General features: G+C 45.4%; 16 protein-coding genes. 2 read left to right on the top strand and 14 right to left on the bottom strand.

All coding sequences use genetic code 11. From position 1 onward, the window contains the following. Nucleotides 1-5: 5 nt before the first annotated feature. The 4 genes from hemW to gpr form a co-directional block, all read right to left on the bottom strand. Entirely contained in the window at nt 6-1,139 is a 1,134-nt protein-coding gene (gene hemW, locus M3191_RS09920; RefSeq protein WP_251700237.1) for a radical SAM family heme chaperone HemW, read from the bottom strand. A 125-nt stretch (nt 1,140-1,264) separates the two neighbouring features. Continuing rightward, nucleotides 1,265-3,088, bottom strand: a complete 1,824-nt coding sequence (gene lepA / locus M3191_RS09915; RefSeq protein ID WP_251700236.1) for a translation elongation factor 4 — start codon at nt 3,086-3,088, stop codon at nt 1,265-1,267. A gap of 203 nt (nt 3,089-3,291) precedes the next feature. Next, a complete protein-coding gene (spoIIP, locus tag M3191_RS09910; protein WP_251700235.1) occupies nt 3,292-4,128 on the bottom strand; it encodes a stage II sporulation protein P in 837 nt (278 codons plus the stop codon). Between the two features lie 42 nt (nt 4,129-4,170). Then, nucleotides 4,171-5,214, bottom strand: a complete 1,044-nt coding sequence (gene gpr, locus M3191_RS09905) for a GPR endopeptidase (protein ID WP_251700234.1) — start codon at nt 5,212-5,214, stop codon at nt 4,171-4,173. Between the two features lie 166 nt (nt 5,215-5,380). Here gpr and rpsT point away from each other — a divergent pair, with 166 nt between their 5' ends. Continuing rightward, nucleotides 5,381-5,632 (top strand): 30S ribosomal protein S20, encoded by a 252-nt coding sequence (rpsT, locus tag M3191_RS09900; RefSeq protein ID WP_251700233.1) that lies wholly within the window; start codon nt 5,381-5,383, stop codon nt 5,630-5,632. A gap of 57 nt (nt 5,633-5,689) precedes the next feature. On the opposite strand, the gene holA is transcribed toward rpsT, so the two are convergent. After that, complete coding sequence (gene holA, locus M3191_RS09895; protein WP_251700232.1) at nt 5,690-6,706, bottom strand: DNA polymerase III subunit delta; 1,017 nt, start codon at nt 6,704-6,706, stop codon at nt 5,690-5,692. 159 nt (nt 6,707-6,865) lie between these two features. Between holA and M3191_RS09890 the strand changes: the two genes are divergently transcribed. Beyond that, on the top strand, nt 6,866-7,000 hold the full coding sequence (locus M3191_RS09890; RefSeq protein ID WP_251694353.1) for a YqzM family protein: 135 nt from the start codon (nt 6,866-6,868) through the stop codon (nt 6,998-7,000). Nucleotides 7,001-7,058: 58 nt separating this feature from the next. On the opposite strand, the gene M3191_RS09885 is transcribed toward M3191_RS09890, so the two are convergent. Genes M3191_RS09885 through aroE form a run of 9 tightly spaced genes read right to left on the bottom strand, consistent with a single transcriptional unit; the run spans nt 7,059 to nt 14,028 of the window. Further along, a complete protein-coding gene (locus M3191_RS09885) occupies nt 7,059-9,353 on the bottom strand; it encodes a DNA internalization-related competence protein ComEC/Rec2 (protein WP_251700231.1) in 2,295 nt (764 codons plus the stop codon). After that, on the bottom strand, nt 9,350-9,913 hold the full coding sequence (locus M3191_RS09880; protein ID WP_251700230.1) for a ComE operon protein 2: 564 nt from the start codon (nt 9,911-9,913) through the stop codon (nt 9,350-9,352). Before M3191_RS09880 ends, M3191_RS09885 begins: the two co-directional genes overlap by 4 nt. A gap of 24 nt (nt 9,914-9,937) precedes the next feature. After that, nucleotides 9,938-10,630 (bottom strand): helix-hairpin-helix domain-containing protein, encoded by a 693-nt coding sequence (locus M3191_RS09875; RefSeq protein WP_251700229.1) that lies wholly within the window; start codon nt 10,628-10,630, stop codon nt 9,938-9,940. Between the two features lie 37 nt (nt 10,631-10,667). After that, complete coding sequence (locus M3191_RS09870; RefSeq protein WP_251700228.1) at nt 10,668-11,414, bottom strand: class I SAM-dependent DNA methyltransferase; 747 nt, start codon at nt 11,412-11,414, stop codon at nt 10,668-10,670. Then, the gene (gene rsfS / locus M3191_RS09865) at nt 11,404-11,748 is read right to left on the bottom strand and encodes a ribosome silencing factor (protein ID WP_251700227.1); all 345 of its coding nucleotides are present in this window, start codon (nt 11,746-11,748) and stop codon (nt 11,404-11,406) included. The genes M3191_RS09870 and rsfS overlap by 11 nt, the downstream gene beginning before the upstream one ends. A 31-nt stretch (nt 11,749-11,779) precedes the next feature. Continuing rightward, nucleotides 11,780-12,340, bottom strand: coding sequence for a bis(5'-nucleosyl)-tetraphosphatase (symmetrical) YqeK (yqeK, locus tag M3191_RS09860; protein WP_251700226.1), 561 nt, complete (start codon nt 12,338-12,340; stop codon nt 11,780-11,782). Beyond that, complete coding sequence (locus tag M3191_RS09855) at nt 12,309-12,899, bottom strand: nicotinate-nucleotide adenylyltransferase (RefSeq protein WP_251700225.1); 591 nt, start codon at nt 12,897-12,899, stop codon at nt 12,309-12,311. Before M3191_RS09855 ends, yqeK begins: the two co-directional genes overlap by 32 nt. 10 nt (nt 12,900-12,909) lie before the next feature. Next, nucleotides 12,910-13,197 carry a ribosome assembly RNA-binding protein YhbY gene (yhbY, locus tag M3191_RS09850; protein WP_251700224.1) on the bottom strand — a complete coding sequence of 96 codons (288 nt, stop codon included), beginning with the start codon at nt 13,195-13,197 and terminating at the stop codon, nt 12,910-12,912. Continuing rightward, nucleotides 13,198-14,028 (bottom strand): shikimate dehydrogenase, encoded by an 831-nt coding sequence (gene aroE, locus M3191_RS09845; protein ID WP_251700223.1) that lies wholly within the window; start codon nt 14,026-14,028, stop codon nt 13,198-13,200. Nucleotides 14,029-14,034 lie beyond the last annotated feature (6 nt).

The following is a 14,034-nucleotide window of genomic DNA, read 5'->3' as shown; positions in this document are numbered from 1 at the left end:
CTCGTTCATTTGAGAAATTGCTGGAAGACTTCGTTCCCTCTGAAAATGCCTTTCCGTGTCAATTTAATACTACCCTCTGATTCGGAAACCAGTCCTTTTCCGGACAATTCCGCAAGGACAATGCCATACTCTTCGGTCAATGATTTTCCGAATTTCGATTTGAAGGACTGCAGGGATACCCCTTCCGATTTGCGCAAGCCTAAAAACATTTCCTCTTCCATCGCTTCGGTAATTGTCACTTCATTTGATTCCATTACGGGTCGAGCTCCTGTATCCATGGATTCCATATACTTTCTGAGAGGACCGAAATTTGCATACCTTCGTCCCTTCAAATATCCATGTGCACCTGCGCCGATGCCAGCGTACTCGTCATTATCCCAATAAATGAGATTATGGATCGATTCATTCCCAGGCAACGCAAAATTACTTATTTCATATTGCCGTCTACCCGCTTTAGTCATCCGGTCCATGAGCATGGAAAACATCTCTGCCTCGATATCCTCGCCTGGCAACGGCAGCTTGCCTTTATTCATTAAATTATAAAAAACAGTTTTAGGCTCGACGATGAGCGAATAACCTGAATAATGAGGCAAGTCCAATGCTAACGCTTTATCGAGAGTTTCTTCCCATTGTTGAACGGTTTGCTCCGGCAACCCATAGATAAGATCGATGCTTATGTTTTCAAAACCAATTTCACGTGCATCCTGGATAACTCTTGCCGGAGTGTCCGCGCTATGCGTCCTCCCGATCCTTTTCAAAAGTTGCTCGTCGAATGACTGGACGCCTATGCTCAGCCGACCTACTCCGCCGCTTTTCAGGACAGAGAGCTTCCCTCGGGTCAATTCATCTGGATTTGCTTCCGTCGAAAATTCACGCAACGCACTGACATCAACATGCTGATGGATGATCTCAAGTAATCGGTCCAATTGTCCTTCCGATAATGAAGTCGGTGTACCTCCGCCAAGGAATACCGTTTCAAGCCCTTCGAATGAATGTCCTTCATTCGCCATAATGGTCAGTTCGTTTCCGATCGATTCGATATACTCATCAACTGGTTGATTTTTAAAGAACACTTTATTGAAATCGCAGTAATGGCAAATCTGGTGGCAGAAAGGAATATGAATATACATGCCTCGCATTTGTTGTGTCCCCTTTCTAGTCAGCAATATCAGTCGAGCAAAAAGGAGCCCAGAGCGGACTCCTTTTGCATGATATCACTCTTCATCAAGCTCCGGGCGCCAGTGACTTGCAGACGCCATTCGCTTTAGTCCTCATCCATTTTCAAAACGGCCATGAATGCTTCTTGCGGGACTTCGACGGATCCGACTTGCTTCATCCGCTTCTTCCCTTCTTTTTGCTTCTCAAGTAACTTCCTTTTACGGGAGATGTCTCCGCCGTAACATTTAGCAAGAACGTTTTTACCGATCGACTTGATTGTCGAACGTGCAACGATCTTTTGACCGATTGCGGCCTGTACAGGCACTTCAAACTGTTGACGAGGGATAAGTTTTCTCAGCTTCTCAACAATCGCCTTCCCTCGCTCATAGCTGAAGTCACGGTGGACGATGAAGCTAAGGGCATCGACCTGCTCACCGTTCAACAGGATGTCCATTTTGACAAGTTTCGATGTTTTATAGCCGATCAATTCGTAATCGAAGGACGCATATCCTTTCGTCCCTGATTTCAGTTGGTCGAAAAAGTCATAGACGATTTCTGCAAGAGGCAATTCGTATATAATATTGACACGAGATGCATCCAAGTAATCCATCGTAATGAAATTGCCGCGTTTTTGCTGGCATAACTCCATGACGGAACCGACGTATTCGTTCGGCACCATGATTGATGCTTTCACATAAGGCTCTTCGACATGGTCGATTTTTTGTGCATCCGGCATCATGGAAGGGTTGTCGACTTTCAATTCTTTTCCGTCAGTCGTAACAACATTATAAATAACACTCGGTGCAGTTGTGATCAAGTCGATTTTGAATTCACGTTCAATACGTTCCTGGATGATCTCCATATGGAGCAGTCCGAGGAATCCGCATCGATACCCGAAGCCAAGTGCCTGTGACGTCTCCGCTTCATATTCCAAAGCTGAGTCGTTCAGCTCGAGTTTCTCGAGCGCTTCACGCAAGTCAACATATTTGGATGAATCAATTGGGTATAGTCCACAGAATACCATTGGATTCAATCTACGGTAACCAGGCAGCGGTTCGCTAGCCGGGTTCTTCGCATTTGTAATCGTGTCTCCAACCCGTGTATCACCAACATTTTTAATCGCCGCCGAAAGGAATCCGACATCTCCAACTGATAGTTCATCACGCATGGAAATATTCGGTGTGAACACGCCCGTCTCTATAACTTCAAATTCTTTACCTGTTGCCATCATACGGATTTTATCGCCCGGTTTGACAGTGCCTTCGACAATTCGAATATTGACGATGACACCTTTATATTGATCATAGTGCGAGTCGAAGATCAATGCTTTCAATGGCGCTTGTGGATCTCCAGTCGGCGCAGGCACTTTCTCGACAATCTGTTCAAGGATCTCTTCGATGCCGATGCCGGCTTTAGCCGAAGCATGTACTGCTTCGGATGCATCCAACCCGATAACATCTTCAATTTCCTTTTTCACTTTATCCGGATCTGCAGCAGGCAAATCGATTTTATTAATAATAGGCAGGATTTCCAGATCATTGTCCAGTGCCAAATAAACGTTTGCCAACGTTTGCGCTTCGATCCCTTGTGCCGCGTCGACGACAAGCAGCGCCCCTTCACATGCCGCGAGGCTCCTTGACACTTCGTACGTAAAGTCTACGTGCCCCGGAGTATCAATGAGGTGGAATGTGTACACTTCACCATTTTTCGCGGTGTATGATAATTGCACTGCGTTCAATTTGATTGTTATTCCACGTTCGCGCTCCAAATCCATAGAATCCAGTGTCTGTGATTTCATTTCACGCGAGCTTACCGTTTCCGTCTTTTCCAATAGACGATCGGCTAACGTCGATTTCCCGTGATCGATGTGGGCAATAATCGAGAAGTTTCTTATGTTTTTTTGACGTGCCAATCTTTCATCATGATTCATCTGTCAGTTCACTCCTATATAAGCTATTTGCATTATAGCAAATAACTGATAAACATGTTACATTTTCTTATTCCCGCAAGCTAAATACCGAAAGCCTTCATATGACTTATCAATTCTAACAGATGACTGCGTTTTGATAAAGATTGATGATGAATCCAATGTAAAAAGCTTCATGGTAGTTATCCATGAAGCAGGACTCCTATTCATTTTTCTTCTACTTCATCTTCATTAAACATATCTACTATCGCCTCTGAGACGACTCCCAATGTCCTATTCAGCTCGTCTTCCGAGTTCCCTACTCCTCCAAGCTCCATGAGAACGAGCTTGGGGTGGAGGTCTTGGTTATACTTCCCATCAACACCAGCCCCGCCTTTTGGAATGACATCCCTCGTAATACCCGGAATCCGTTTTTCCATCTCCGCTTTAAATTTGTTTGTAATTTCTTCGTTTTTTTTATAAGAAGGGTTATCTAACCCAAGGACGAAGGCAACTTTTGCATAACGTTCCCCTTCATGAATTATCGTTGACTTGTCGGGTCCGATATCATCCCGATGAATGTCAATTATTAAATCATATTCATTTTCAGAAAGCTGCTTTTTCACATACGGCCTTATATTAGAGTAAGCGTATTTGTGAGGCACTACTTTCTTTAGTATTTCAGCTTCCATACCATTGATTTCAAGTAGACTTTTAAGTTTCTCGCTCATAATAACGATGTTTTCGGTCTGATGGTCAACCGCAATTTTTCCATCAGCCGCTTTTGTCATCGGTTTGTACGCCTCATGGGAGTGCGTATTATAAATTAATACTTTCCCGGCCTTCACTTCGACTTCCTCGATCACTTCGGATGCAGGTTCCGGTTCTGGTTCCACTTCCACCTTCTCTTCCTCAACGATGTTGGAAGCGTAAACGATTATTGCATTTTCCTTGATGATTTTCGAATTTGAGATTTTTGATTCTTCCGGTATAAATTGGATGAGTACCGGGAAAAGGAAAAGAACGAATACGATTACAAGCCATATTTGCATATTTTTCTTCAAGCGACATCCCCCCGTCTTCAACTATATGCACGGGGGGATGGGTCAATGACTCGTTTTAATCTCCTCAATCCACTCACTGATCGAATCGGTTAATGTCTCCGCATAAAGGGCGGCCCAAGAGTCAATCTCTTTCGGTGAAATGAATGTATTCAAATCGTGATTCGATAAAACTTCTTCAAATAATTGCACCCGTTCTTCATGGGGCCATGAAGTCCAATCCCCGAAAATCGGAATTAGTTTCGACCGATCTGCATCCTTATTAGGAGTATGCAACCAATTCCCAACAGATAGCCTCGAGGATGGATGACTTTCCTCCTCGATTTTGGATGCGATATAAGTGAATAACGTATTGATGGCATCCGCAATCAATACAGGTCCATCCACGACAGTCGGGATGCCGATTGCGATGACCGGGATTCCCAACGTTTCTCTGGATAACTCCTTGCGGCTATTCCCCACTCCCGAACCGGGATGAATGCCTGTGTCTGTCATCTGTATTGTTTTGCATAATCTCGAACTGTCCCTGGCTGCCAAAGCATCGATGACAATCAGCAGATCAGGTTTGATTTCGTTGACCAACGCATTGACAAAATCAGCTGTTTCAAGCCCCGTTTGAATTGTCACGCCTGGTGCATATACGAATACCTCGCTGCCATCGTCCGAATAATATAGCGGTACAATTTCTTTCAAACGATCCATTGTCAGCGGTCCGACTGCGTCAGGCGTCACTTCCCGGTTCCCTAGGCCAACGAATAGAATTTTTCCGTTTTTCAAATCCGTTATGCCTTCAGTCATTTCAGTCAGTTTTGACTTGAGCATTTCCGCCATTTCCTGAAGTCCTTCACGATCGGTATGCATTAGCGTGGGATTCGTCAGGGTCAAATAGGTGCCCTTTTTCTTGCCTATCCTCTTTTCTCCTTCATCATTGATTGTAACTGATGTCAAAATCACTCTGCCTTTTCGCTGCTCGTCAAATTGTATGCCTTCCGAATCCTTTAATTTCTGCTTCTCTTTTTCTGTCCGATGGCGAACCATTTCTTCGTTTTCCACTAGGAGGTCCGTTCGGTAAAAATCGTATTTATCCATTGTCTTCACCTCAATATGCAGTTTGCACGTTGTGTCAAGGAAATATTCTTTGCATATTTTTATTGCGTTAAAGCTAGGTTTTTGCTAAAATGTTAATGTTGTAAAGAGATATCCGAATGCTATTATGGAAACACTCTTGCCTTACCTGAAATTGGAGGTGAATGGAATGCCAAACATCAAAGGTGCAATCAAGCGCGTTAAACAAAGTGCAGCAGCAAATGAGCAAAACTCTGCTTACAAAGCTGCAATGCGTACTGCTGTACGTAAAGCTGACACTGCGCTCATCAATAAAGAAGAGAACTCTTCTGAACTTTTGAAAGACGCAGTCAAAAAATTGGATACAGCTGCTCGTAAAGGTCTTATCCACAAAAATACAGCTGCTCGTCAAAAAGCACGTCTTACAAGAAAAGCTCAATAAGTAAAAAAGGCTGTCCACTTGTGTCGCTCGATCGACAAAGTGGACAGCCTTTTCTATTTAAACTTTTAACGGTTCCATGAAGAAGATTTCTAATACTCTTTCCCTTTTGCCGCTTGTTGATTTCAATTGATGGTCAATTTTCGCCAGTTTTTGCAAAATGAGCAGTAGCCTTTCCATTTTGGGAATGCTTCGATTCTCCATTATTAGCTTGACCCTGTATGGGTGGACGTTCAACGTTTTTGCGATTTGTTGTTGTTGGTATCCTTTTTTCACCAATGATGACACATGGATCATCAAGCGGATCTGACCGGCTATGAGGGATGTGAGCATGATGGGCTCTTCGCCATTTCGTAACAGGTCATGGTAAATTGAAATTGTACCCTTCACATTTCCAGTCATATAGGCGTCAGTTAGACGGAAGACATCCATTTCGGGCAGGCGCGGGACGAGCATTTCGATGATTTCCCGGGTCACGTCACCAGTTCCATTCATATACATACCGATTTTGGCAATTTCATTGGATAGGGTCAAAAGGCTATCCCCAGCCATCTCCACGAGCACTTGCGCAGTTTCGGGGCTGATTTTGATGCCGTTCGTTCCTGCTTCATTTTGTATCCATGTTGTCAAATCACGGCCCGTGAGTGGCATCGCTTCCACTACGACAGCTTTTTGCTGCATGACCTTCACAATTTTTTTCCGTCCATCCAGTTTTTCATAAGGCGCCACAAACAGGACTACAGCAGTCGGTGATGGACTTGCCAGCCATGATTCGAGCAGTGTGATGTTATGTACTACTTTCTCTTTCGTTTTATCGGACGCCTTCAGGAATGAGGCATTATTGGCAACGATCAATTTCCTGTCTTCCAAAAAAGGAAGTGTATCCGCCTCTTCAAGAACGACCTCAACTGGCGTTTCGTCCAAATCGAAACGGACGACCGAAGTTTCATCGATGTCCGGCATTGCCTTCACAATTCGTTTAATTGTCGTATCAATCAAATGCTGTTCGACGCCTGTCAATAAATAAACGGGTTCTATTTTTCCTTCATTAATCTTTTTCCATATCGCGTTGACCACTTGTTTCCCTCCAGTCACTCACATTGTCCTATTATACATTATCGATTCAGGACTATGAACAATTTGTGTCGATTGTCATAAACCCGGCATATTAAATCGTTTGATATAGATTTTTTTTTCGTTATCATCTATACTATAAAGGAATTAGGAGGTGTAGCAATGAATGAGTTTGAACATGACGTACAGTCTAAACGCAATGATTTAATCGACTCTGGTATCGGTTTCATTGTAGCTTTCGTTGCCTTTTCTGCAATTTTCGTTATTGCTACAATCGTAGACTTCGTCGCGCACTAATAGCACTCCTGAAAGACGGCTTATTCATTCCCCGAGCGGAATGGACAAGACCGTCTTTTCATTTCTCCCGCGATAAAATGTGATAGCTGCCGCCTCTATTCACGGAAATTGTTATCGAACCATGATCTGCCGTTGCCTTCGTCGGAACATCGTATTTTTCAAAGGTCTCCACCACTTCCGCGTGCGGATGGCCATATCGATTATTCCGCCCGTATGAGAAAATCGCCAGCTTTGGTTGCAAGAACCGTATGAATTCATCAGAGCTTGAAGTTCGGCTGCCGTGGTGTCCGGCTTTGAGGATCAATTCCCCCCAATCAAAGTCCTTGTATGTGTTAAGGAACTTCCTTTCCCCCTCTACTTCCAAATCCCCCGTGAACAGGAACGAAGGACCTTCAGTTGCCATGAAGAGTACGAGGGAGCTGTCATTCCCTTTGTATACCCCTGTAGCTGGCGCCATATAAAAGAATTCAGCGGACTTGTCCGACCACGCCACCCCTTCAGCCACCGCAAATACCGGTATCCTCTTCTCTCTAGCTATCCACAACACATCTTCCATCGTTTTTTCCTTCTCGCTTCCTGGGGATAAATGAATCTCATCCACCCGGATCTCTTCCAGCACTTCGTCAGCGCCTTCCATATGATCGCTATCCGCATGAGTTAAAATCATTTTATCGACTTTAGTAATGCCCTTCCCTTTCAAAAATGGGACGACAATGCTTTTGCCCACTTCGAAAACATTTTCTGGCGAACGCCAATTAGGTGCTCCGAAATTCACAGTCCCTCCTGTGTCAATCATAAATACACCGCGCCGATGCGGAAGTTCAATGACGATGGAATCCCCTTGTCCGACATCAAGGTACGTCACCTTTAATTCTGATTCTGCATAGGGAACCACATGGATGAGAAGCGCAGGAATTAAGACGAACGGGATAGCCCGAGATACCTTCCCTCCCCTTTCAAGCGAAAGTAAGAATGAGAGGGTACCACCTACAGCCAGTGCCGATGTAATCGCCCCTGGACGACCTGGAACCCATAGCTGGTAAGGCATTGAAGCCAAGTATTCCGTCAAGGCATCTATCCAGCCTCTTAGCGGGACATATAGTGAAAAAACGCCCCCTACAATCATAGGGGAAACATAGGTCAGCATTAACAATACGATATTCATCGGTAAAATGATAAAAGAATAGAGGGGCACATAGAAAAGATTCACAATGAAAGACGATAATGACAACTCATAAAAATGATATAAAAGGACCGGATATAACGCCAATTGGGTTATGGACGTCACCAGGAAAGATACTTTGAGTGCCGATCCACTACGCGAAAGGATTCTTGTCGAGTAAATCAACGAGAATGCCGCCAAATAAGAAAGTTGGAATCCAGGCTGGAACACTACGAACGGCTGCAAAATGATAAAACCAGACGCACTCATGGCGAGTGCGTCATCTATTCTCATCCTTAAACGTCCCGTTGCGGTGAGCAATATTAAAATCGTCACGGATACCGCTCGCCAAACTGATGGCGCACCACCCGCCATTACTGCATATAAAGGCAAAAGGATGATCAGTAAATTGTCGATCGTCTCAATCCGGATCGACAACCTGATAAGCAGGCTTCTAAATAGAAACGTCAATAACCCCACATGTAAGCCTGAGATCGCAAACAGATGGGTTATGCCGAGAGTCCTGTACCTTGAAGCCACTTCTTCATCCATGCCACTCCGGTCCCCGATGAGCAGTGCTTGCGCTTCGGTTACGAGTGATTCCGGGAAGGTTTCCTGGATATGATATTTCAACTTCCATCTATGCCGGGATAAGATAGTCTGCAATCCAAAGGTAAATTCATAGCCTATCAACCTATCGGACTCGAACACGCCGAACGCGCCATTCATCCTTACATAATGCTCCATATTAAAGGAGTATTCATGTGCAGGGATGGGAAGCTCCTGAAAGGCACCTTTTAAAGTAAATCGGTATGAAGGGATGTGCAAGTTTTGAAATTGCAATTTCTGGGCTTCGCTCTCAAACTTCAGCAAGGCATAGACGATATCGCCCGAGTCGGTCCTGGCAAAGCCTTTCATTTTACCGCCATCGATCTTGACTTGATCTGTCCATGTCAGGTTTAGGGTGGCAGGCTGCCCGCCTTCTTTAAGTTCAGGTACATGCAATGAAATGAAAAAATAGGAGAGTAATGATGCCGCGACTGCGAGTAACGGAGTGACGGCTTCTTTTCTAAGGAGAAAGATGGGGACAAGCAATAGATTGAGGAATAAAACGTGAACCGGACCGTATGCAGCAAAAGCGGATACGGCAACCGGCATGCAAATATAAATAATACGGACTTTGCCGATCATTTCCCGAATAGGTCATCCACCCTTCTTTTGAACGGGAGAAGCTCATCAGTCGGCGCGCCTAATGTTTCCATTTCCACAAGCAAGTCATTAATTAGCTTCAGTTTCCCTTCCTTCGTGAAATCCACTTTCCTTTCATCGAAAGGGACGTGTCTGATTTCGACTCCGGCTTGCATGAAAAGTTCTATGGCATATTCATCATTCTTATAATCCGATGCATAATTGACGGTCTTTATTCCGGATTGGATAATCGCCTTTGAACATTGCAAACAAGGGAAATGAGTTACATACAAAGTGGATCCTTCTACAGGGCTCCCGTATTTCGCGCATTGAAGCAATGCATTCATCTCCGCGTGAATTGTACGGACGCAATGGTTCCCAACGACATAGCATCCGTGATCGATGCAATGGTCCCCACCCGAAATGGAGCCGTTATAACCTCCTGCAATGATCCTATTGTCCCTGACAATCGTCGCTCCGACTGTCAGTCTCGTGCATGTGCTCCTGACCGCAAGCAAATGGCATTGCGCCATGAAAAACTGATCCCATGTAATCCGCTCCATATGTATGCCTCCAAACAGTTTCAATTATTTTGCCGTAATGAAAGACTCAAGCTTTTCAAACGTCTTTTGCCCGATTCCGGACACTTCCATTATGGCCTCGGGAGAAATGAACGGTCCATGCTCTTCCCGATATTGAAGGATGGCAGCAGCCTTTGACGGTCCGATACCCGGAATCGTCATAAGCTCCTGCACATCAGCAGTATTGATATTCACTTTCCCGTCATCCTTCACACCTCCGCCTTGTTGGGGCGGAAATGATCCTGATGGAGTGGAGAAATCGACTTCTTCGCCTTCCCTCGGGACGTAAATGAAAAATTCATCTGGCAGCTTCATCGCGTGGTTCAACATACGCGAGTCTGCGTCGGCTAAATAGCCTCCCGCCGCGTGAATGGCGTCGATCAGACGATCTCCTTCCATAAGTGAATAGACGCCCGGATATTTCACGGCGCCTTGTATGTCGACCATGATTGTCACCACGGCCGCCTCAATACGTTCAATCAGTTGTTCTTCTTGAAGTTGCTCTTGTATAACGTCAATTATTGGGGATTGTCCGCCTTCGACTGTCAGTTGACTGCCGGCCTGTCCTCGGGGAAAGAACAGAAATGCGGAGAGTACAGCGATTGCTGCGATTGGGGTGATGATCTTACGCCATTTTCCGGATACGATCGATAGAAACAGCTTTCCCACCCTTTCTACGAGGCATCCATATGGAGTCATCTTCCACTATATATGATTACCTCGGAAAATGGAAGTTTCATTTGCGCACTTGATAAAATATTCTTTCACTTTCCTCGTGCGGCGGCTCATCTTCCCAATCTGCAAAAATGCGTTCAATTGTAAAACCGGCTTCCCGCAATAAATCCACATATTCAAATACATGGAATGTCCGTTGTTGATGCCGTTCATCGAATCGGCGATAAAGTCCGCTTTCCTCTTTTACGAAGAAGCTGAGCTCCGATAGCACGGAATGCTCCTCATCTCCTTCTTCCGTATGCCATATATACGCGATACGGTCATTATCGAAAGTGAAAGGGCCATCCATGAAAATGACATCCGTCTTGAAGATGGAATGCACATCGAAAATGAGCACTCCACCTTTCTTCAAGACCGAATGGATTCCATTAAAGGTAGCAAGGACGCTTTCCCGGTCCGGTAAATAGTTTAGCGAATCGATTGCGATGACCGCGACATCAAACTGCTCAGAGCCCTCTATTTCCTGCATGGGCTTCTCTTGAAACTCGATATTCAAGGAAAGATCATTTGAGCGTTTTTCCGCAATCGAGAGCATATTCTTTGATAGATCGATTCCAGTGACGAACGCTCCGGATTTCGCTAACTTTACGGAAAGCAACCCTGTCCCGCAGCCGACATCGATGATCTTCTTTCCTTTAATCCCGTCTGCAGCAATGGATATCAGATCCACGTAGGCTTCATAAGGGATATCGGTCATCAATTCATCATAGACGAGAGCGAAATCCGTATAGGCTTCCTTATTGCTCATTATCCATTTTCAGCAGTGGAGCGTCTCCCCATAACTTCTCCAAGTTATAATAGCCGCGCTCATCTCTATGGAATACATGGACAACGACATCGCCCAAATCGACGAGAACCCATCTTCCATTGTCGAGGCCTTCAACCCTTTTGACATCAAATTCGTTTTCAGCAGCTTTGTCGGCAACTTCTCTGGCAATCGCTTGCACCTGTCGCTCGGAGTTCGCATGACAGATAATGAACTGGTCCGCAATAAGGGATACTCCCTCCATATTCATCACGACAATATCTTGCCCCTTTTTATCATCTACCGCATTATAAGCTGTTTCAAGTAATGTTGGCATTTTCTCACGTTTCCTTTCGTAGTTGGGTCGTTCAAATTATTTGCACGTGTTCATTATAGCACTCAATGGAGTCGGGAAACACAGCCGCATTCCTATCGATAAGATACCGTACTGAATGAACGATGCAAGCCCTCATCGCCTCGTCCATATTCAGCTTGGCAGCATTACGCAGCTCAGTGATGCCTGGAAAGTCCCTACCCGGCTCAATAAGATCGGCGATGTAGATGAGCTTCTCCAAGTCGGACATGCCTGCTCTGCCCGTTGTATGATAGCGGATAGCGTTCAGGATATCCTGATCCTGGACGCCGAAATCCTGCTCAGCGATGATACGTCCAGCAGCTGCATGCCAAAGTTCATGATGGAACGAAAACAACTTTACATCTTCCCCGTTCTCTTCGATCAATCTTCGCATTTCGGAAGGCTCCATGAACTTCGCGATATCGTGGAACAATGCAGCCTGTTCCGCTATACATGCCGGAACACCGAAACGCCCGGCCAATTCCTTAGCCGTTTCCGTCACTCTCAGTACATGTTCAAAGCGTTTTCTTGGTAATCTTTTTTCAAGCTCTATTATCAGCGCTGCGGATTCCATAAAGTTCCTCCTGTCTGATATATGTCCCGATTTTTTCCGGTACAAGGAATTGGATGGTGCCGCCCGTTTGCAGCCGGTTTCGGATCAGCGTCGAAGACAGGTCGATTTCAGGAATCTGGACCATCGTAATCGGATAGTGCGTTTTACCTTCAGTACCCGGCCTGCCCACCCCGACAAACTTTACAATTTTCATCAGTTCATCGATTTTATACCAGTTAGGCAGCATATCGATCATATCGCCGCCGATGATAAAGTGGAAATCCGTGTCCGGCTCCTGTTCCTTCATTGCTTTTATTGTCTCGAATGTATAGGAGATCCCGCCTCGGTCAACTTCAAACGAAGATGCACTCAGTCCTGGTATCCCCGAAACGGCAAGCTCCACCATTCTCAACCGATGCTCCGGCGTTGCATCCGACGGATCCGCTTTATGGGGCGGGATTGAAGTGGGCATGAGCCGGACTTCATCAAGTTGCAATGCGTACTTCACTTCGTTCGCCATAATCAGATGCCCTATATGGGGCGGGTTGAAAGTACCGCCTAACAATCCGACTTTTTTCATGTTTTCCTCCTTACGGCAGAACGATTCGCTTTTTCTCCTTTGATTCTTTGTAAAGCACGAGGATTTTCCCGATCACTTGAGCGACTTCGATTCCTGCTTCTTGTAGTTTTTCGGCAATCGTATTCTTATCTTCTTCACAATTTTGAAGAATACTCACTTTAATCAACTCACGTGCTTCGAGTGCCTCTTCGATTTGTTTGATGATAGGTTCTGTCAAGCCGCCTTTTCCGATTTGGAAAATCGGTTGAAGATGGTGCGCTTCGCTTCGTAAAAAACTTTTCTGTTTACCTGTTAACATTTATTTTCCTCCAAGTTGAGTTGTAATTGATTGAATCATTTTCTTCGTATCGGGATAGATGCCTGTCCAAAGTTCAAAGGCCAATGCCCCTTGGTGGACAAACATGCCAATCCCGTTCATCGTCTTGCCGCCAACCTCACGAGCACAGCGGAGAAATTCGGTTTCCATCGGATTGTAGATGATGTCAGCGACCGTCGCACCTTCAGATATACCGGATGGATCGAGCGGAAACCCACTTTGGGCAAAATTCATTCCGACAGATGTCGTTTGAACGATCAAACCGAATGTTCCGATTGCCATTTGCGCCTCTTCCAATGGAAGTGCTGAACTTCCCGGTAGGCTTTCTGATAGTTGCCTTGCTTTCTCGACTGTACGGTTGGTTATGGTAATCGGACCGTAATCCGCCGATTCAAGCGCGAAAGAAATGCCAGCAGCAGCCCCGCCTGCTCCGATGATCAGCAACTCACCAACACTCTCCGGATTAGCTCCAATTTCCTGCAAGGAGCGCACAAAACCGCGCCCATCAGTATTCGTTCCGATGAGGGTACCATCTTCGAGGACCTTCACCGTGTTGACAGCGTTCATCCGTCTAGCTTCTTCGTCAATTTGATCGAGAAAAGGGATGATTGCGCTTTTATGAGGAACGGTGACATTCCAACCGCTGCAGCCTAATCGTTTTAAACCAGCGACTGCATCCGCCAAATGATCCGGTTTTACGTGGATCGGTATATAGGATGCGTCTATTCCGTTTTCCCGAAACCATGCCTCGTGCATTAGGGGAGACATCGATTGCGCTACCGGGTCACCGATTACCGCATACCATTTTTTCATGAAGCA

The organism is Sporosarcina luteola, assembly GCF_023715535.1.
Taxonomy (GTDB): domain Bacteria; phylum Bacillota; class Bacilli; order Bacillales_A; family Planococcaceae; genus Sporosarcina; species Sporosarcina luteola_B.
Note: the sequence above shows the minus strand (reverse complement) of the source record. Positions and strands in the feature narration are given on the sequence as shown.